Below are 18,381 nucleotides of genomic sequence, written 5' to 3'. Positions count from 1 at the left end.
GGACTCATAAAAATAAGCCCTATTTAATACACTTGGGTAAATGTACTAAATACGACTTACTTAAAAAATACCTCCTCACTATATTTGTCGGAAAGTGGCTATTTTACCCCCCTAAAAGTCTTTTTTTACTCATTTTAATCCTCTCACTATATTTGTACGGAATGTGGGATTGTCAACCCCTTTTCGTGTAATTTTGGTCTAACCTATACCCCTTCCTTACATTATACTGTACCACTAAACCAAGGTGTTTTTATGCATTTTTTAGCCAAATTTATAAACATATATACCCTCACTATATTTGTCCGAAATATTGGATTTACAACCCCTTTTGACGTAATAATCTATTACAATAAAATACTACCCCTCTATTAGTCTTATAGGCATGAGTAGACATCGTTCTCAGCAGTCTATTTTCCTTAAACTACTCATTTTTTCTATTACTCCTTCCTTACATTATACTGTACCACTAAACCAAGGTGTTTATATTGAATTGTTTTGACAATAAACATACCCCTCTCTATATAGTCTTCTTAACTAATGAAACACCCATTCTCAGCAGTCTATTTCCCCCAAACTACTATCACATTAAATCTATGATTTTATATAGATGAGTATCCTCCCTTAGTGACCATTAACCTTTGGGCATTTTAGTGACTTACAGCGATTTTATAGTTTGCGAAATCGCTGTAAGTATTGGAAATGCTAGAGTACAGGAAGTGCTTGCTACTTCACTGATTTTCTCATTTTTCTCATGCTTTCTCGCTGCCACTGTTTTTGCTTTTCTTTGTAGCACCCATCACAGTATTTTTTATTATTTACAGTTTGACCCACCCTCCTCCCACATACTTCACACATAATCCACCCATCATCATTTCCTCTTCATTATAGAAAATAGACAACGATTGCTGTAATATAGTAGTGGACTGTGTTATATCGATTTTAAAACTGTATAAAATTTTATTTTTAGATTTTACTTTGTTTCCTCTTCATTATAGAAAATAGACATCGACTGTTACAAACTAGTCCGTGACTAAAGTATAGCCGTTTTCTATTTTCCTAAATTGTGATAATATTTTTTGTTTTTAGATTTTACTTTGTTTTCTCTTCATTATAGGAAATAGACAACGATTGATGTAAGGTGGTCTATGACTGGGTTTGAGTGGTGTGTTGGCTCCTTCACATTATTTCCTCTTCATTATACAAAATAGACAACGATTGATGTAAGTTGGTCACAGACTATATTTGAGTAGTGCTCTGGCTTCAAAAAAATCAACTTTTATTTTGATGATATTTCTCTAAAGTTTTTTTATATTTATTTTTTTAGCGCAATCTCTACAATACTTATTATTAGACGTTGTTATCTCAATCTTACAACCACACTCAACGCAATCACCCTCGTCTTGCCCAAATGGACAAAACGAGAAGATTGACACAAGTAAAAAAATAGCCGACCCATCAGCCGACTATTCTAATATTTGATATATAGCATATTCTTTAAAATATTGACTCATTGAAAATGTAACCTTCATATTCTGGTCTTGAATTTTAAATGTACCCATTACATCTTCAAACTCATATACCATATCACCATAACCATTTTTTGCTTTCTCTAATAATTTTTCATATTCTTCTCTTACTTCTTTTTCTGTTCCTTGCATTATAATCATACCCAGTTTCATATCCAGCGCCTCCTAAAAATCAATTAGGTCTACTGGATTATGTTTCATATACTCTCTTCTTATATCGTCCCTATCCATGTTCAAGTATATCTCTGTAATTTGCACTGAACTATGGTCGAATAATTTAGACAGCACATAAATGTTCCCACCATTTTTTAAAAATTCCACAGCAAATGTATATCTTAGTCTATGTGGGTGTAAATTCTCTATACCTGCATTTTTTCCTATAGTTCTTAAATTACTCTCAAACCCTGTTATAGAAATATTATTCTTTCTATTTGTCGGAAATAATATATCAGTATCTATATATCTATCCTTATATCTAATCCATTTCTTTAATTCATAAGACAACTTATTATTCAAGTAGGATATTTTCTCTTTCTTGTTCTTGGTGTCCTTGAAAATTATAGTGTTATTATTTAAGTCCACATCATCAACATTAAGTGCTAAGGTTTCACCAATTCTTGCACCTGTAGAAAGTAGTAACTTAGTTATTACAAAATCTCTATATCCAGTGAAGGTAGTAATGTCAAATGCCTTAAACATCTTCCTTATATCTTCTCTTGTTAATGGTTCTTTCTTTTCTTGAACATTTTTTAACTGTTTAATCCTATCCATAGGATTATCTCTTATAATTTTTTCTTCTTCAAGATAATTAAAGAACACTTTAATATTTCTGATATAGTTGTTAATGGTGCTAACAGATATAGGTTTATTTCTATCGGTGCGATTATGTGGTTTATTAATATCTGCATTAGCAACTTGAACTGTATATTTGCCACGTTCTTTTAAATATTCAATATACTGTCTTATTTGTTTTGTATCTACCTCATGGACTTCTTTAACCTCATGTTCATCTTCCATATACAGTTGGAAGAGTTTTAATGTTTGCTCATAACTTTTCATTGTCTTTTTAGATAGATTTTTTGAAGTACAATACAACATAAAATCCTCTACATAGTAATCAAAATCCTTCATTTTATCCCTCCGTTTTTTGTATCGGAGGACAAAAAAGTTAGTTGGTATATAGTATATGCTTTATTGGTATGATTTAAGATTTATAGGTTTTTAATTATATCGTTAATATCTTAACACAACCCTCAAACCCTATCAAAAACTTGCCATTAATTCATTTTGTTCTAGCCTCAATTTATCAGCAATAAGTGCTATAAATTCACTGTTCGTTGGTTTCCCTTTATTATTACTTATAGTATATCCAAACAATCTATTTATAGTATCTATCTTTCCTCTTGTCCAGGCTACTTCAATTGCATGCCTAATTGCTCTTTCCACTCTAGATGGAGTTGTGTTAAATCTAGCTGCTATGGTGGGATATAACTCTTTAGTTATTGCACCTAAAAAATCCATATCTTCAATAACCATAGCTATAGCCTCTCTTAAATATAAATAACCTTTAATATGAGCTGGAATTCCAATTTCATGAATAATTCTAGTTATTTGGGCTTCTAAATTCTTTTCTGCAAAAACAGGTCTATTTGATGAAAATACTTCTGAGCTCTCTTTAACCCTAATTATACTTTCTTCCATGCCAGCTATTTGTCTTAATCTTTTCATAAAAACTTGGAAATCAAATGGTTTGACAACATAGTAATGAGCTCCAAGTTCAATAGCTCTTTGAGTAATTTTATCTTGCCCAACAGCTGATAGTACTATTACCTTAGGAAAATTACTATCTCCAAAACTATTTAGCCTTTCCAATACCTCTAATCCGTCTAAATGGGGCATAATAATATCTAAAATTAAAACATCTGGTTTCTCTCTATCTATAACCTCTAATGCTTCAATGCCATCTTTAGCCACCCCAACAACTTGAAACTCTTCATAAGATGATATAAATCGAGTTAATATTTCACTAAATTCTCTATTATCATCTGCAATCATAACTTTTGTTTTTTTCATTCTTAATCCCCCTGTTTTTGTATAATTTATTATAATACATATATATTAATTCGACAAATGTATTAAAACTCCTTCTTTTTTTATAAATTTTTTGAAAAAAATAAGCCCCTAGGGCTTATTTATCTGTTCTAACATCCACTCAATATATATACCATAACCTTTAGTAGGATCATTTACAAAAACATGAGTGATAGCGCCAACTAATTTGTCATTTTGAATTATAGGACTACCACTCATCCCCTGTACTATCCCACCAGTTTTTTCTAAAAGTTTTTGATCTGTGATTTTTATTATCATACTTTTTTGATCTGTTTTCAGTTGTGGTTGTACCTTTATTATTTCAATTTCAAACTTTTCTACCTTATTATCTTCAATAGTAGTTAAAATATGTGCTTTTCCTTCTTTTACTTCCTCTTTAAATCCAATTGGTATCGGTTTATTCTGTATAGGTTTTATATTATTTTGATTAATAGTTCCATATATACCATATGCACTATTAATACTTATATCTCCAAGTAGATTATTTGTTTCGTAGAATACACCTCTAATTTCTCCAGGAGTACCTTTCTTACCTTGCTCTATCTTTGATATTTTGGCATTCATTATCTTACCTTTTTCTACTGATAACAGTCCTCCTGTATCCATATCAACAATCCCATGACCTAAAGCACCAAATTCATTGGTATCCTTATCATAATAGGTTAAGGTTCCAATGCCAGAGGTCTTATCTCTTACCCAAATACCAAGCCTATAGCAATTATCTTGTATACTCTGTATAGGTTTAGCTTCAGTAACAAATTCTACTTTATTTCTTTGTACTACTATTTTCACATTTGAGTCTTTAATATTATTTAAAATACTAACCACATGTTCAGCATCTTGCACCTTCGTACCGTTTATTTCAATAATACTGTCTCCTACTTTTAAACCTGCCTCTTTAGCTGGGCTAGATCTATGTCCTTTAATATCAATAACATCTGTTACAGCTACTACTAAAACACCTTTGGTATTTAGTCTAACTCCAATAGCATTTCCACCTGGAACCAACTCAGGTCTATTGATGACATTTACATTATAATTTTTAACAGGAATAAATCCTAAGAGTTTTAGCTGTAGCTCTGCTTCTCCTGCATCTATTCCATTTAATTGATAAGATTTTTTAAACCTAATACTTTCAGCTTCACTGTAACTGGCCTCTACTACATTCTCTTTTTCTTGGCTAATATCCAAGAAAAAAGGAAATGATATATCTAGATTCTTATTTTCTCCTTTAACAATATTGATACTTGAAGGATAAAATAAAATTTTGTTGGTCTGTATACTTAAACCTAATACAACTAATATTAAAATAGAAACTATAATTTTACGGCTAAATTTTAATTTACCCAAACATTATCACTCTCCTAACTGACTTTGTCAAACTCACCTCCTATTTTCAATTTCATATATAATTTAGCCTTTTTTTAAATTAATTATTCTCTATTAAAAAATTTTTAAATGACAACTGATTTAAGTTTTACCAATAAAAAAGTGCTTTGACTTCATGTCAAAACACTTATATTCTTTCTTTAATTTTTTTAGACATCTCAATCATTTCCGAAGCATGTCTAAGAGTTGTATCAGTTAAATCAACACCTCCCAATAGTCTTGCCATTTCTTCAATACGATCCTTATCTGATAATTTAGAGATTACAGTATTGGTTTTATCTTCTAATATCACTTTATTTATAACAAAATGACTATCTGCTAAAGCCGCAATTTGTGGTAAATGAGAAATACATAAAACTTGATGATTTCTTGATATATTATGTATTTTTTCCCCCACAATTTGAGCTGTTCTTCCAGAGATTCCTGTATCAATTTCATCAAATATCATAGTAGGTATCTGATCAAAAAATGCTAATATACTCTTAAATGCTAACATTATTCTTGACATTTCTCCACCAGATACAATCTTAGATAAAGGTTTCAACTCTTCACCTAAGTTTGTGGATATAAGAAATTCTATTTTATCATTACCTTCTGAAGTAAATTGAGATTTTTTTTGAAAATCAACCTTAAAATCAACTTTCGTCATATTTAAGGCAGCTAATTCCCTTTTTATATTTTCTTCTAAAATATTTGAAATTTTCTTTCTTTTAACTGATAGTTTTTCAGAGTATATCTCAAGATTCTTTTCTAATTCTAATATCTTTTTATTTGTTTCTTCAAGCTCTTTCTCAAAATTAAGTAATTCATCTAATCTTTCTTGCGATTTATTTTTAAAATCTAAAATCTTTTCTATAGTATTCCCATATTTCTTTTTTAATTTATTTATAAGATTAATCCTATCAGTTAAAAAATCTAGTCTTTCTGAATCCACCTCTATATTATCTAAATAATTCCTTAACTCTCTATATAAGTCTTGCAATTCATAATTAATACCTTCAAACTGCTTATGTAAATTTACAAGTTTTTCATCAAATTTTTTTACATTAGCAATAAGTGAAATACTCTTATTCATTAAATCTAATATTCCAGGTGATCCGAAACATTCATTATTTAAATAAGCCAGCGATTCTTCTATGGAACGAGATATTTCATTTGTATTAGATAATCGTCTATATTCATTTTCAATATTTAGTTCGTCATCATTATTAAGTTTTGCATCATCAATTTCTTGAAGTTGAAATTTTAGTATATCTATCTCTCTATCTCTTTCACTACTATCTATAGATAATTTTTTTATCTTTTTTTTCTCATTTATCCATTCATCATAATACACTTTAATTTTTTCTTTTAATTCTAGTAGCTCACTATCTCCAAAAGAATCTACTAAAATTTCATGATTAGAAGAATCTAACAATGACTGATGCTCATGCTGTCCAAATATATCAACTAATTTTGTTGTTATATTTTTAAGCATACTCGAGGTAATATTTCTTCCATTAACCCTAGATAAACTAGGACTATTTAAGTAAATTTCTCTAGAAATAATTATAATATTATCATCATCCATATCTATAGAATATTCCTCTAAAATGGGCATTATAATAGATGGGTTCTCTATATAAAAAACCCCTTCTAGTATAGCCTTTTCATGGCCAGATTGTATAAATTCTCTATTACATCTAGATCCTAAGATAATACCAATAGCTTCTATTAAAATAGATTTACCAGATCCAGTTTCTCCAGTAATAATATTTAATCCCTTAGTAAAATTCACCTTTAAATCCTCAATAATTGCAAAATTTTTAATACTTAACTCAACTAGCATGTAAAAACCCCCAAATTAATAAAATTACATTTAACTAAGAGTACTGTGAGCTTCTTCAATAACTGCAAAAATTGATTCATCATCTATTATATTACTTATATTGTTTTTTAAGTAAATTAAAAATTCAATATTTCCTGTTGCACCAGTTATAGGAGAATATGTTAATCCATAAATACCCAAATCAATCTCAAGACAAAATTCTATTACAGATTTTATTACATCAAAGTGTATTTTTTTATCTCTAATGATACCTTTTTTTCCAACTTTATCTTTTCCAGCTTCAAACTGTGGCTTAATTAGGGCAACAACTTCTCCACTTTCATCTAATAAATTTTTTGCCACAGGTAGAACTAAACGTAAAGAGATAAAAGATACATCAATAGAGATGAAGTTTATTCTTTCTCCGATATCTTCATTTGTTACATTTCTTATATTGGTTCTCTCCATAACTACTACTCTGGAATCATTTCGTAGCTTCCAATCCAGCTGACCATAACCTACATCAACAGCGAAAACCCTTGAGGCTCCATTTTTTAACATGCAATCTGTAAAACCTCCCGTAGAAGCTCCAATATCCATGGTTACTTTATCTTGTAAGAGTAAATCAAAGCTATCAATAGCTTTTTCAAGCTTTAAACCACCACGACTCACATATATATTGGGATTCTCTTTAATAATAATTTCTACATCCTCATCTAATCTTTCTCCAGGTTTATCAATTCTAAGATTACCAACAAAGACTGAACCTTCCATTATTACTCTCTTTCCCTTCTCTCTAGAATCAACTAGACCTTTTTCATATAAAATTACATCCGCTCTTTTTTTCACTTATCATCTCTCCAAATAAATTACTTTTTATTTTTTTTCTTATTAGGAAATATATCAATCCCTAGCCTTTTCTCTATTAGATTCAATATTTTAGCAATACTATAAATAATTCTTTCATAGTTAAATAGTGCTATTGATTTACCAAAAGCCTTACCTCCTACTGTAAATGCAGCTATTAAAGAAGTAATTATTATTGTAAGCACCGTGCCATCTACTAAACTATATCTATTCATCAATTTATATATTATTGTAGTACCTGCTGCGCCAGATAAGATACCACTAATATCTCCTATAACATCATTACAAAAATTCGATACCTGTCCTGCATTCCTAACAAGTTTTATTGCAAATTTTGCTTCTTCAACTTTATTAGCTGCCATAGCATGAAAAGGTTTTTCTTCTGCTGTGGTTACAGCTATGCCTATAATATCAAAAATAATTCCTATTAAAATAATAACAATTAAAACGATGAATGCTGCTACAATATCTAAATTTGTAACTAAATTCTCAGTAATAACCGAAACAATAATAGACATAATAAAAGTCCATATACTTATAAAAAACACCCATTTTAAATTATATCTAGTAAAAATTCCTTCTTCTTCTTTTTTATTCATATATTAGTGTTCCCTCCATGACCCTTTATACGAAAACTAATAACAGTATATACACAAAAAGCTGATAGCTACAAGCTATCAGCTATAAGAGTGGTAGTAAACTGTGTAAATCTTACGGCTTTAGGTCCAGCAGGATTTCCCTAATAAAAACTGTCTGTCGCCATAACAGCGGTTTCCCTTTAATTCTATTATCATCTTGTCGCCAAAGATAAAACTGGATTGCCACTTAGTCCGCACTGTAATCCACAACTTACCTCTTTTAGAACAGTCTAGGAGTTTTCCTCTACAGCCATTCTATTCCTTAGCCTCTTTTGCAAAATAGGTTTCGATAACAGAACTTAGGATATATCGGGCCCTTTAATATCTTAAGTTGAACTTATCATCCGCCATACTTCACTCAAGGCAGGCTACTCTGCTTCTAGTAATATATACATAGCAGGTTTATCATGATATGTCTTTTAAAATATGGAATATCATGTCTCCACGAGAGTAGGGTCATCGCCTGCATGCCATTGCAGATCGCCCCATCCCTCTTACTCCCTGTAAGGACCCACGACTGGGCGTCGCGAGCCGAAACAAAGAACTTCATCGATATGCCCTTCGACGGATTTTTAGCCCCGCCCTCTAGAATAGTTGTGCTGACTAGAATACTGTACCACTCAAGCTAAAAATATTATAGCATAATTTATCCTAAAATTCAATTGAGATTATACTAATTATCACGTTTAACCAGTCCTTCTGTTAAATCAACGAAAAAATTAATATCTCTATTTTTTAATGTCATTAGAGCATCAATAGCCTTGTTGCTATATTCACGGGCGGCAATTCTAGCCTTATTAATGTCATGAAATGTTAAATATGTTAGTTTTTTTATATCTTTATCCTGATTCATATCTAAAATATCATCTCTAATCTGATAAGCTAATCCAAGATTTAATCCAAACTCTCTCATGGATTCAATTTCCTCTTCTTTAGCTTCTCCAATAATGGCACCTGTAACCAAAGCAGATTGAATTAAAGCGGCAGTTTTTGTTTTATACATAAACATTAGTTTATCTTCTGCCATAGTATCATGATTGGCAAACAAATCAACAACTTGTCCTCCTATCATACCATATACACCTGCATATCTACTAATCTCTTTAAATGCCCTTATATGTTTTTTATAGTTATCTATAGTTTTAAGTTCTTCCATATAATCTGCAATAGTCTCAAAAGCAGAATTCAGCAAACCATCACCAGAAAGTATTGCCATAGCTTCACCAAATACCTTGTGATTAGTTGGTTTTCCTCTCCTAAAGTCATCATTATCCATAGCTGGAAGATCATCATGGATTAAAGAATATGTATGTATCATCTCAATAGCTATTGCATAGGGTAATATTTCTTCAATATCTTTGCCAAACATCTCATAGGATTTAATAGCCATTATAGGTCTTAGCCTTTTACCTCCTGTAAATAAGCTATAATCCATAGTTTCAAAGATTCTCTTTTGATAACCATTTCTATCTTTAAATCTTTTCCTAAGTTCCTGATCAATAATTGAAATTAAATTCTTTAGTTCATTTTCCATATTTATCCCTCCACAGGGAACTCAACATCTACAATATTCCCATTATCATCTTTTAATAAAATTTTAATCTCACCTTCTGCCTTAGACAATAACTCATTACAATAATTATATATATCCATGCCTTTCTTAAATTTATCTAAGGAATCATTAAGAGTACAATTCTCTTCCTCTAATTCTTTTAGTATAGACTCTAATTTTAAAATAGCTTCCTCATAAGTTAAATCCTTATTTTTCAACTACGAGCTCCCCCTTATCAATACTCTTTATTATGGACCTTATTTTCCCATCTTTCAGTAGTATATTAATTTCTTCATCTATTGTAGTATCATCAATAGATTTAATTAAATTCCCTTGGTTATCAATTAAAATACCATAGCCTCTATCTAAAGCTAAAAGTGGATTTAACAAATCAAGACTATTTTTCAAGCCTAATAGCTCTGATTTTTTATCCATAAATTTTTTTTCTACTATATAATTTAAATCTCTAAATAAACTATCTATTTCTTGTCTCTTATCTCTTAGCTGATTCATAGGATTATAGAACTTAAGATTTGTATTTAAATGTTTGATCTTTATTCTATAATCTTCTATAAGATTAAGCATTAACTTAGTTAATCTATTGTATTTGCTTTCCAATTCGCTATTTAAATGGCAAATATCTGGTACCGAAAGTTCTGCCGCTGCTGATGGCGTAGGTGCTCTTAAATCAGCAACAAAATCTGCTATAGTAAAATCTGTTTCATGACCTACAGCAGATATAATAGGAGTCCTTAATTTATAAATTGTTCTAGCCACTTCTTCATCATTAAAAGCAAAAAGTTCTTCTATAGAGCCTCCACCTCTGCCCGCTATAATAAGATCTATATCTTCTCTACTATCTAAATAATTAAGGCCCTTGCAAATTTCCATAGGTGCTTGTGAGCCTTGTACTAAAGATGGATATATAAGTATATTACATGGTGGAAACCTTCTTTTAATTACAGTAATTATATCTCTTATAGCAGCACCAGTAGACGAAGTAACAACGCCTATTTTCTTTGGCATAAATGGAATAGGCTTCTTGTCAGATTCTGAAAACATTCCTTCAGATTCTAATTTTTTCTTTAGCTCCTCAAAAGCTTTATATAAATTCCCTAATCCACTTTCCTTAATATGTCTAATATAAAGTTGATAATCTCCTTCTTTTTCATATAAAGAAACATAACCTGTTGCTATAATCTTCATCCCATCTTCAAGATTAAACTTTAAATTCTCATTATCACTTTTAAACATAACAGCTTTGATTTTACCCTTTTCATCTTTAAGATTAAAATACATATGTCCGCTGTAATGATGTTTAAAATTTGATATCTCACCTTCAACACTTAAATTAGATAAAATCATATCTCCTAGAAATACTCTTTTGATATAAGAATTTACTTCACTTACCTTTAGAGGCCGTATATCCATATCTTACCTCCATAGTATTTATTTTTTATCAATATTCCTAACGAATCCACCTAATACTCCATTGATAAACTTAAAAGATTCCTCTGTGCTATACTTTTTTACAATTTCAATGGCTTCATTAATAGACACTTCTATTGGTATGTCTTTTCTATATAGGATTTCATATACAGCTATGCGTAAAACTGCTAAATCAATTTTTGCTAGTCTATTTAAATTCCATCCTTCTGAATATAATTCAATATATTTATCAATTGACTCTAAATTTTCTTTTATTTTAGCCATCGCATCTAAAATATACTCCTTTTCCAATTCATCAAAAGAAAAATTATTAAAATATAGTTCTAATGCTTCATCAGAAAAATCCTCATTTATTTCCATTTGATAGAGTATCTTCATTGTTCCTTCTCTTGCTTGCTTTCTTCCCATTTTTCCCTCCTACAAATCTAAAACTATAATAATATATTAACTTCTGCCACCTGGAGGAAGTACTTTTTCCAACAATTCTCTAAAGTTAATATTTTTATAAGATTTGCTTCCTAAAGTATATCCTATACAAGTACATATAAAAATAAACATAGTTTTAAAAAAACCAATAATAAGAATTACAACACCTAACAAGAATCCTAATAAAGCACCAAAAAATTTTCCTTTATTATTACTAATTAATTCTAAAAGGTCATTTAACATTTGTTTACCCATATACAACACCCCATTTACCTTACAACCCTAGTAGGTGCCGCTACATTGTTTGCTCTTACCTTTACTTCTGCTACCTTTGCCCCAGTTGCATTTTCAATATGTTCTTTCACCATAGCTTGTAACTCTTTGGTAACATCTGGAATATTAATCTCTGGTAAAACATCTCCCATAAGCTCAATTTTAATTTGTCCTTCTAAAAGATTTACACTAGTTTTAATATTATTCATCCCTGAAAACTTATCAACTACATTCTGTACTAGTCCAATTATTGTGTTAGAGTAAATAATAATTTCACCATATTCATTTGTTGTAACTAAATATGAACCTTCAGTTTTATTATCTTTTCTAGAAAAACCAGAAAAAATAATTCTTATGCTAGCAATAAGTAAAACTATCCCTGCCAAAGTATAATAATAGTTTCTATTCATATTAGCAACCATATTAATAATACTATTTATAGATAAAGGCCCAGAAATATTAAAAGGAATTACAATAATGCAAAAAGACAATACTAATATACATAAAGCAAATAAAGCAATAATTAACCTATCTAATATCTTCATCAGTATATCCCCTCTCCTAGTATTTAAAATTACCCTCTGGTCTACAGAGGGTAAATATACTATTTTACTCTTGGTTCTACTTCTATTTTTCTTTCCTTTGGAATATTTACACCTTGAATATTTACGTTTACTTCTACAACATTTAAGCCTGTCATAGTTTCTACTGTATTTTTAACATTTTCCTGTACATTCTTACCAAGTTCAGAGATTTTTGAACCATATTCTACAATAATATATAAATCTATGACAGCTTCTTTTTCACCAGCTTCTACTTTAACACCTTTAGATAAGTTCTTCATACCTAACATCTCAGTAATTCCGCCAGTAATACCACCACTCATACCTGCTACACCATCAACTTCAGTAGCAGCAACTCCAGCAATGATTGCAATAACATCATCTGAGATTCTTACTGTACCATGTTCAATATTCTCATCATTATAATTATCAGCCAAAATTAAACACCTCCATACAACTATAAGTTCTTAAGGCTATTATATCAGAGGATAATATCATTTACAAACATTTCTATTGCTTTTTCATTATTTTAATATTATTATTATCATAATCCGTCTCTGATTTTACTATATCCAGGATTTTTACCATATCTTGCTCTGTTAGTTCTGCACTTGATACAACTATTTTTATATCCTTATCCGTTAAAAACACAATTGCATCATCAAAACCTTTACCCTTTATCAGCCCTTCAATTTGAAGTTCTTTTTCCGAGTTGTTTCCAAGTTTCATTATTTCCATTTGAGCCTCTTTTCTTACATCTTCAGATGTGTTTTTATTATTAACGATTATATCTAATCTATCAACTAAAGAGGCTCTTAGCTTATCCCTAGATAGTCTATACTCAACAAAATAATTTTTAATGTTTTTACTAGCTTCTGTATACATTGTTTCAAGTGCATCATTTCCCTCAGTCTTTGTTGAATCTATTATATCTACTTCTTCAGCAGGGTCAATATTTAACTCAGTCATACCTGTTTCTACATCCTCTTGATATTTTTCATTTTTAGCTAATTCCATTAATTCATGATTTTGATAATCTTTTGAAGATTTACGTTGAGCTTGTTGTGTTAATTGATGATTTAAATATCCTGTAAATACTAACAATACAACTAGTAATCCAATAATTGCAGGTCTTTTAATTTTAAACATAATTATTCTCCCCCTTATTTACTTGAATATACTTGAACCTTATTCCCCTTTATTCCTAATACAGTTTTCACAGCATCATAAAGCATTTCTTTTATTTCAGGGTCATTTGCACCCTCTGCAACTACAATAACGCCCTGTACAGTGGGTTTGATTTCTTTAACTACTAACAGTGAACCATCATTCCCCCTAGTTACTACTTGAGTAGTTATATCTTCCCTATGTACCTCCCTAGTCCCTCCCTCTGAATCATTTTCTACAGTATTTTCTGTAGTCTTTGTGGTGTTAGCAGCAGTTATTTTCTCTATGCTATTTTCTAAAGTTACCATGACACTTACTTTCCCTACACCATTTAGCTTGCTAAGAATAGTAACTAATTTTCTTTCTAGATATCCACTATAATCTGATTCTAAGTTATAATCAGTCTCCTTCAGATATTGATCATTACTGTTATCAATTTCTTCAGTTTTAGAACCTAGAAAAACATTAGCCACAATTAAAAATATGATGGATATAAGCAGTATTATGAATAAATTATTAATAAACTTTTTATTATTCATTTTTTCTAGATATTTTTTTATTTTATCTAATATTTCGTTCATTTTATTCACCTTTCCCCTTTTTATCTATTTCTATATTTATCCTATCCTTATCCACTAAATAGTTGTTAGATATTAAATCTTTTAAGTCTGTTAAATCTTTATGATCTTCATCTAATGATTTTGTATCCTTTATATTGTTTTGTATTTCAATAGTTTTTACTTTTTCAACATAAATTTTACTTTTATCTGTAATCTGTTCCTTTTCCCCTACAAGAATATTTAAATGGTCTATTTCTCCATAATTTTCTTCCTTCTCTATTATTCCGACTACAATATCTACTACTCTGTAATCAGTTTTTTCTTCAATCAATCCTGTTATCTCCTTTGATATTTTTTCTTTGTATATTTTTTCTATTTGTTTCTCCTGCTGGGTGTAAAGTTCATTATCTTGCTCATTATCAAAAATATTTGGCTTAGAGTAGTTAAATACTGATTGTTCAAAGTTATAATTCAATTTTAAAAGTTTTGCAAATGGACTGATAATTGTAAATATGATTAGCAAACCTATTACCATATTAATATATTTTTTCATATTCCCCTTAGGCATTATAAGCTCTGCAATTGAAATAAGTATAAATAAAACTACTATATCCTTTAACCATGTACTTATAAAAGATATTGCATACATATATTCACCTACCTTAACATTAGTAAATTATTTCCTGCCTCAACAATAATAGTTATAGTAATAAAAAACATTGTTCCAGTAGAAATAAGACTAACTAGAATAAGTAGCAAAGATTTTCCTACTTGATTAAAAAATTCAACTAAATTACTAGACCCTATTGGTTGTATAACTACTGTTATTAATTTATAAGTAAACAACAATACTAAAATCTTAATAACAGGTAAAATACATATAAATAATAAGACTAGAAGTCCAATAAATCCAAGACCATTTTTTAATATTGCAGAACAACCTACTACAGCTTCAACAGCATCAGATAAAAAGCCTCCTACAATAGGTATTAGTTTATCTACAGCAAATTTTGCTGTTCTTATAGTTAATCCATCTATTTTTGTTCCTAAACCATAGATAGTAATTATTCCTATAAATAAAGTGAGAGCACCAGAGATTATAAAGGTTATTACTTGTCTACCTAATTCAGATAGCTTACTAAACTCTACTCTATTTGATATATTGCTTATAATACTTATAATAAATGAGAAGTAAATCAAAGGTAGAATTATAGTTTTTATTAAAATTCCAATAAGATTTACCGTCATAAGTATCATTGGATGAAACAGCATTTTGGTATTAGGTCCTGATGCTGCAGTGAGTAAAGTAAGTAAAATTGGAAGAATTGCTTGCATAAACCCAACCATTCTATCTATTGTCTCCTTTGCAAGTTCCATTACTTGAGTAAAACTACTGATTACCAAGATCGCAATTAAAACATATGAAATGTAATTTGCTAATTCTGCAACAGAAGCATTCTCAAAAGTTGATTGAAGATTAGTCAATATTGAAGAAATTAGTGTAATAATAAGAATTTTAGCTAATAAAATTAATGATGTTCTCAGTTCCTTAAAAAATAGTAATCCAATATTTTTAACGATATCTTTAAAAGTAAATTTCACATCACCTTTTATTAAACCTAGTAAAAAATCTTTGGTATTGAACTTTGGCAAAAGTTCATTTTCTTTCATTGTATCTTCTACAATTTTTTCTAAATCACCAATATTTAAAATATCTATTTGTTCATCCATAATAAATGAACTACCATTATCAGCATAAACTGCACCTCCAAATATTAGTAAATATATAATAAAAATAATAATGTAGGTTTTTTTCATATGTTTCACCTTCACGGAAGTATTTTTATAATTAACTCCATAAGAGCTAAAAGGATAGGAATTGCAAGAACCATAATTATAACTTTTCCACCTAGTTCAATTTTCATAGCAATACTATCTTCTCCAGCATCTCGCGATATCTGTGCTCCAAACTCAACTATATAAGCCATTCCAATTATCTTGAGAATTGTAGAAAAATATGCAAATTCTATATTTACTCTTCTAGCTAAAGTATTTAAAGTTTGGATTACATAAGATAATTCTCCTAAAATCATGGTGAAAATAACTACACCAGTTAATAGGCTTATATATAAAGCAAATTCTGGTCTTGTACTCTTTAAAATAATGATAAATACTGTAGCCACGATTCCAATACCTACTATTTTAATAATTTCCATCTCATATTCCCCTTATAACAGTATTACAATCTGAATAATACTTTTACATTATCAAAGAGCTTGCTGATTAGATTTATTACAATACCTAAGACAATGACTACCCCTAATAAGGTAGTGAAAAAAGCATATTCTTCCTTTCCTGACTTATCCAATATCATATTTAAAACAGCTATAACTACTCCAAGTCCCGCAATCTTGAAAATTAGATCTATTTCCATACCCTTTTCCTCCCTATATCAGTAAAATTATTATTCCTGCTCCAGTTATGACTCCTAGGCTTCTATATAATTTCTCATTCTTATTTCTTTCAATTCTTGCCTCTAAAATTTGAGCAGCTATCTGATTTAAAATCAGTATAAAGTTTTTCTGCTGATCAGTTCTATCGGACGTTCCCAAAACTCTACCTAAAGCTAAGAATATTTCTACATCTTCTTTTATTAAATGAAAATCTTCATATAATTTGTCCTCAACTGATAAAAAACTGTAATATACACCCTCCCTCTTATTTAGTAGTAAATCACTTTTTATCTCTTCAAATATATAAGAAACTTTACTTTTTCCTTTTTTAGATACATTGGATAAGGCCTCTGGTAGTGGTGTCGCTCCATATACTATTTCTGTTTCCAACATCTTAATGCACTGCTCAAAATATATTAGATTTTCTAATCTCGATGAAAAAGTCTTTCCATAAAGATATCCTATAGTACTAGAAGTTAGGAAAATCAATAGTGCAGATATTAACTTTAATAAAATCATTTTAATCACTCTTTCCACTGTAAATAGGTTTAAAACTAAAACCATCTATTATTTCCTTTATTGTTCCGACTCCCTTTGATCTATCAAGTATAAGAAATCTTTCAAATATATTTTCTTCAAATAACTCTTTCATACTAGATTTATTCTTTACTTCTTCTAGGCTGCTTCCATGAATTGTAGCTATAAGCTTTATACCTGCTCTCAAAGCTTCGTTAATTGCCTCTACATCCCTTTTATTACCTATTTCATCTACAGCTATTATATCTGGTGATAAAGATCTAATCGCCATCATAATACCATCAGACTTTAAGCATCCATCTAAAATATCTGTCCTGATTCCTATATCATTCTGGGCCATTCCCTTATACATTCCAGCTATTTCTGATCTTTCATCAACTACACTGATCTTAAATCCCTGAGAGTCTAACGATCCAAATCCATTGCTTAAGTTTCTAACTATATCTCGTAACAATGTTGTTTTTCCGCATTGAGGCGGCGATATAATTAAAGTATTGTAAAATATTCTAGGCTTTTTAACTAAGTAGGAAATTATATTATCAGAAACCCCCAAAACTTCTCTCCCTATTCTTATATTTAATGAAGAAATATTCTTTATAGTTTCAACTCCATTAGAGCCATATATAACTTTGCCACCGATTCCTACTCTATGACCGCCTTTTATAGTTATATATCCATTCTTGATTTCCTCTTCATAAGCATATACAGAATAATTACTAATTAGCTGAAATGTATTCTTAATATGCTCTTCTCTAATAACTACTGCTCTAGATGGATCACAGCTAATATTGCCATTTGCAGATATGAAATAATCCCTGGCTCCATATGAAATCGTTAATGGTCCCCCATTTCGGAGCCTTATTTCCTCTGCTTTTTCCTTATAAATAGAAGGAATTTGAGTTAATATTATATTTAATTCCTCGCATAAATTTTTAACCACATAGTCATATATCCTAGAATTTTTTAACACAACCTGTCCCTCCCTTATATCAATTCTATGAAATTACAATCTATATATTCCAAAAAAATAAAAGCCAAGGCTTTTATTTTTAAATTATTAAC

At 29.7% G+C, this 18,381-nt stretch carries 23 protein-coding genes; all 23 read right to left on the bottom strand.

Going from position 1 to position 18,381, the window contains the following annotated elements; translation table 11 throughout:
* Positions 1 to 655: 655 nt before the first annotated feature.
* Entirely contained in the window at positions 656 to 793 is a 138-nt protein-coding gene (locus KQI38_RS03330) for a hypothetical protein (RefSeq protein ID WP_216555730.1), read from the bottom strand.
* Positions 794 to 1,463: 670 nt separating this feature from the next.
* Positions 1,464 to 1,679 carry a hypothetical protein gene (locus KQI38_RS03325; RefSeq protein WP_216555727.1) on the bottom strand — a complete coding sequence of 72 codons (216 nt, stop codon included), beginning with the start codon at positions 1,677 to 1,679 and terminating at the stop codon, positions 1,464 to 1,466.
* Between the two features lie 12 nt (positions 1,680 to 1,691).
* Positions 1,692 to 2,657, bottom strand: a complete 966-nt coding sequence (locus tag KQI38_RS03320) for a tyrosine-type recombinase/integrase (protein ID WP_216555724.1) — start codon at positions 2,655 to 2,657, stop codon at positions 1,692 to 1,694.
* A gap of 132 nt (positions 2,658 to 2,789) precedes the next feature.
* Positions 2,790 to 3,599, bottom strand: a complete 810-nt coding sequence (gene spo0A / locus KQI38_RS03315; RefSeq protein WP_094900282.1) for a sporulation transcription factor Spo0A — start codon at positions 3,597 to 3,599, stop codon at positions 2,790 to 2,792.
* A gap of 108 nt (positions 3,600 to 3,707) precedes the next feature.
* Positions 3,708 to 4,988, bottom strand: a complete 1,281-nt coding sequence (spoIVB, locus tag KQI38_RS03310; RefSeq protein WP_246565541.1) for a SpoIVB peptidase — start codon at positions 4,986 to 4,988, stop codon at positions 3,708 to 3,710.
* A gap of 166 nt (positions 4,989 to 5,154) precedes the next feature.
* The gene (gene recN / locus KQI38_RS03305; RefSeq protein ID WP_216555721.1) at positions 5,155 to 6,855 is read right to left on the bottom strand and encodes a DNA repair protein RecN; all 1,701 of its coding nucleotides are present in this window, start codon (positions 6,853 to 6,855) and stop codon (positions 5,155 to 5,157) included.
* A gap of 30 nt (positions 6,856 to 6,885) precedes the next feature.
* A complete protein-coding gene (locus tag KQI38_RS03300) occupies positions 6,886 to 7,683 on the bottom strand; it encodes a TlyA family RNA methyltransferase (RefSeq protein ID WP_216555718.1) in 798 nt (265 codons plus the stop codon).
* A 20-nt stretch (positions 7,684 to 7,703) separates the two neighbouring features.
* Complete coding sequence (locus KQI38_RS03295; RefSeq protein ID WP_216555715.1) at positions 7,704 to 8,300, bottom strand: hypothetical protein; 597 nt, start codon at positions 8,298 to 8,300, stop codon at positions 7,704 to 7,706.
* 712 nt (positions 8,301 to 9,012) lie between these two features.
* The gene (locus tag KQI38_RS03290) at positions 9,013 to 9,873 is read right to left on the bottom strand and encodes a polyprenyl synthetase family protein (RefSeq protein WP_216555712.1); all 861 of its coding nucleotides are present in this window, start codon (positions 9,871 to 9,873) and stop codon (positions 9,013 to 9,015) included.
* A gap of 2 nt (positions 9,874 to 9,875) precedes the next feature.
* Positions 9,876 to 10,109, bottom strand: a complete 234-nt coding sequence (gene xseB, locus KQI38_RS03285; RefSeq protein WP_216555709.1) for an exodeoxyribonuclease VII small subunit — start codon at positions 10,107 to 10,109, stop codon at positions 9,876 to 9,878.
* Complete coding sequence (gene xseA, locus KQI38_RS03280) at positions 10,099 to 11,322, bottom strand: exodeoxyribonuclease VII large subunit (protein ID WP_216555703.1); 1,224 nt, start codon at positions 11,320 to 11,322, stop codon at positions 10,099 to 10,101. The genes xseB and xseA overlap by 11 nt, the downstream gene beginning before the upstream one ends.
* A gap of 18 nt (positions 11,323 to 11,340) precedes the next feature.
* Positions 11,341 to 11,748, bottom strand: coding sequence for a transcription antitermination factor NusB (gene nusB, locus KQI38_RS03275; RefSeq protein WP_216555700.1), 408 nt, complete (start codon positions 11,746 to 11,748; stop codon positions 11,341 to 11,343).
* 36 nt (positions 11,749 to 11,784) lie between these two features.
* A complete protein-coding gene (locus tag KQI38_RS03270; RefSeq protein WP_216555698.1) occupies positions 11,785 to 12,021 on the bottom strand; it encodes a DUF2273 domain-containing protein in 237 nt (78 codons plus the stop codon).
* Between the two features lie 14 nt (positions 12,022 to 12,035).
* On the bottom strand, positions 12,036 to 12,584 hold the full coding sequence (gene amaP / locus KQI38_RS03265) for an alkaline shock response membrane anchor protein AmaP (protein WP_216555695.1): 549 nt from the start codon (positions 12,582 to 12,584) through the stop codon (positions 12,036 to 12,038).
* Between the two features lie 59 nt (positions 12,585 to 12,643).
* Positions 12,644 to 13,039, bottom strand: a complete 396-nt coding sequence (locus KQI38_RS03260; RefSeq protein WP_094900271.1) for an Asp23/Gls24 family envelope stress response protein — start codon at positions 13,037 to 13,039, stop codon at positions 12,644 to 12,646.
* 73 nt (positions 13,040 to 13,112) lie between these two features.
* Positions 13,113 to 13,751, bottom strand: coding sequence for a SpoIIIAH-like family protein (locus KQI38_RS03255; protein WP_216555692.1), 639 nt, complete (start codon positions 13,749 to 13,751; stop codon positions 13,113 to 13,115).
* Between the two features lie 14 nt (positions 13,752 to 13,765).
* Positions 13,766 to 14,350, bottom strand: a complete 585-nt coding sequence (locus KQI38_RS03250; RefSeq protein WP_094900269.1) for a sporulation stage III protein AG — start codon at positions 14,348 to 14,350, stop codon at positions 13,766 to 13,768.
* Position 14,351: 1 nt separating this feature from the next.
* Positions 14,352 to 14,978 carry a stage III sporulation protein AF gene (gene spoIIIAF, locus KQI38_RS03245; protein ID WP_216555689.1) on the bottom strand — a complete coding sequence of 209 codons (627 nt, stop codon included), beginning with the start codon at positions 14,976 to 14,978 and terminating at the stop codon, positions 14,352 to 14,354.
* Between the two features lie 8 nt (positions 14,979 to 14,986).
* A complete protein-coding gene (spoIIIAE, locus tag KQI38_RS03240; RefSeq protein WP_216555687.1) occupies positions 14,987 to 16,147 on the bottom strand; it encodes a stage III sporulation protein AE in 1,161 nt (386 codons plus the stop codon).
* A gap of 11 nt (positions 16,148 to 16,158) precedes the next feature.
* Positions 16,159 to 16,545 carry a stage III sporulation protein AD gene (gene spoIIIAD / locus KQI38_RS03235; protein ID WP_216555684.1) on the bottom strand — a complete coding sequence of 129 codons (387 nt, stop codon included), beginning with the start codon at positions 16,543 to 16,545 and terminating at the stop codon, positions 16,159 to 16,161.
* Positions 16,546 to 16,568: 23 nt separating this feature from the next.
* Positions 16,569 to 16,763 carry a stage III sporulation protein AC gene (gene spoIIIAC / locus KQI38_RS03230; protein WP_094900265.1) on the bottom strand — a complete coding sequence of 65 codons (195 nt, stop codon included), beginning with the start codon at positions 16,761 to 16,763 and terminating at the stop codon, positions 16,569 to 16,571.
* A 13-nt stretch (positions 16,764 to 16,776) separates the two neighbouring features.
* Complete coding sequence (gene spoIIIAB / locus KQI38_RS03225; RefSeq protein WP_338114437.1) at positions 16,777 to 17,319, bottom strand: stage III sporulation protein SpoIIIAB; 543 nt, start codon at positions 17,317 to 17,319, stop codon at positions 16,777 to 16,779.
* On the bottom strand, positions 17,303 to 18,289 hold the full coding sequence (gene spoIIIAA / locus KQI38_RS03220) for a stage III sporulation protein AA (protein WP_216555681.1): 987 nt from the start codon (positions 18,287 to 18,289) through the stop codon (positions 17,303 to 17,305). The genes spoIIIAB and spoIIIAA overlap by 17 nt, the downstream gene beginning before the upstream one ends.
* Positions 18,290 to 18,381 lie beyond the last annotated feature (92 nt).

The organism is Tissierella carlieri (assembly GCF_018917285.1).
Taxonomy (GTDB): domain Bacteria; phylum Bacillota; class Clostridia; order Tissierellales; family Tissierellaceae; genus Tissierella; species Tissierella carlieri.
Note: the sequence above shows the minus strand (reverse complement) of the source record. Positions and strands in the feature narration are given on the sequence as shown.

Excerpts from the sequence above, each read along its gene's own strand:
- xseA (WP_216555703.1), bottom strand. The coding sequence starts at position 11,322 with ATGGATATACGGCCTCTAAAGGTAAGTGAAGTAAATTCTTATATCAAA.
- KQI38_RS03320 (WP_216555724.1), bottom strand. The coding sequence starts at position 2,657 with ATGAAGGATTTTGATTACTATGTAGAGGATTTTATGTTGTATTGTACT.
- KQI38_RS03325 (WP_216555727.1), bottom strand. The coding sequence starts at position 1,679 with ATGAAACTGGGTATGATTATAATGCAAGGAACAGAAAAAGAAGTAAGA.
- spoIIIAF (WP_216555689.1), bottom strand. The coding sequence starts at position 14,978 with ATGTATGCAATATCTTTTATAAGTACATGGTTAAAGGATATAGTAGTT.
- KQI38_RS03270 (WP_216555698.1), bottom strand. The coding sequence starts at position 12,021 with ATGGGTAAACAAATGTTAAATGACCTTTTAGAATTAATTAGTAATAAT.
- KQI38_RS03250 (WP_094900269.1), bottom strand. The coding sequence starts at position 14,350 with ATGAACGAAATATTAGATAAAATAAAAAAATATCTAGAAAAAATGAAT.
- KQI38_RS03290 (WP_216555712.1), bottom strand. The coding sequence starts at position 9,873 with ATGGAAAATGAACTAAAGAATTTAATTTCAATTATTGATCAGGAACTT.
- KQI38_RS03295 (WP_216555715.1), bottom strand. The coding sequence starts at position 8,300 with ATGAATAAAAAAGAAGAAGAAGGAATTTTTACTAGATATAATTTAAAA.
- nusB (WP_216555700.1), bottom strand. The coding sequence starts at position 11,748 with ATGGGAAGAAAGCAAGCAAGAGAAGGAACAATGAAGATACTCTATCAA.
- spoIIIAD (WP_216555684.1), bottom strand. The coding sequence starts at position 16,545 with ATGGAAATTATTAAAATAGTAGGTATTGGAATCGTGGCTACAGTATTT.
- amaP (WP_216555695.1), bottom strand. The coding sequence starts at position 12,584 with ATGAAGATATTAGATAGGTTAATTATTGCTTTATTTGCTTTATGTATA.
- spo0A (WP_094900282.1), bottom strand. The coding sequence starts at position 3,599 with ATGAAAAAAACAAAAGTTATGATTGCAGATGATAATAGAGAATTTAGT.
- spoIIIAE (WP_216555687.1), bottom strand. The coding sequence starts at position 16,147 with ATGAAAAAAACCTACATTATTATTTTTATTATATATTTACTAATATTT.
- KQI38_RS03255 (WP_216555692.1), bottom strand. The coding sequence starts at position 13,751 with ATGTTTAAAATTAAAAGACCTGCAATTATTGGATTACTAGTTGTATTG.
- recN (WP_216555721.1), bottom strand. The coding sequence starts at position 6,855 with ATGCTAGTTGAGTTAAGTATTAAAAATTTTGCAATTATTGAGGATTTA.
- spoIIIAC (WP_094900265.1), bottom strand. The coding sequence starts at position 16,763 with ATGGAAATAGATCTAATTTTCAAGATTGCGGGACTTGGAGTAGTTATA.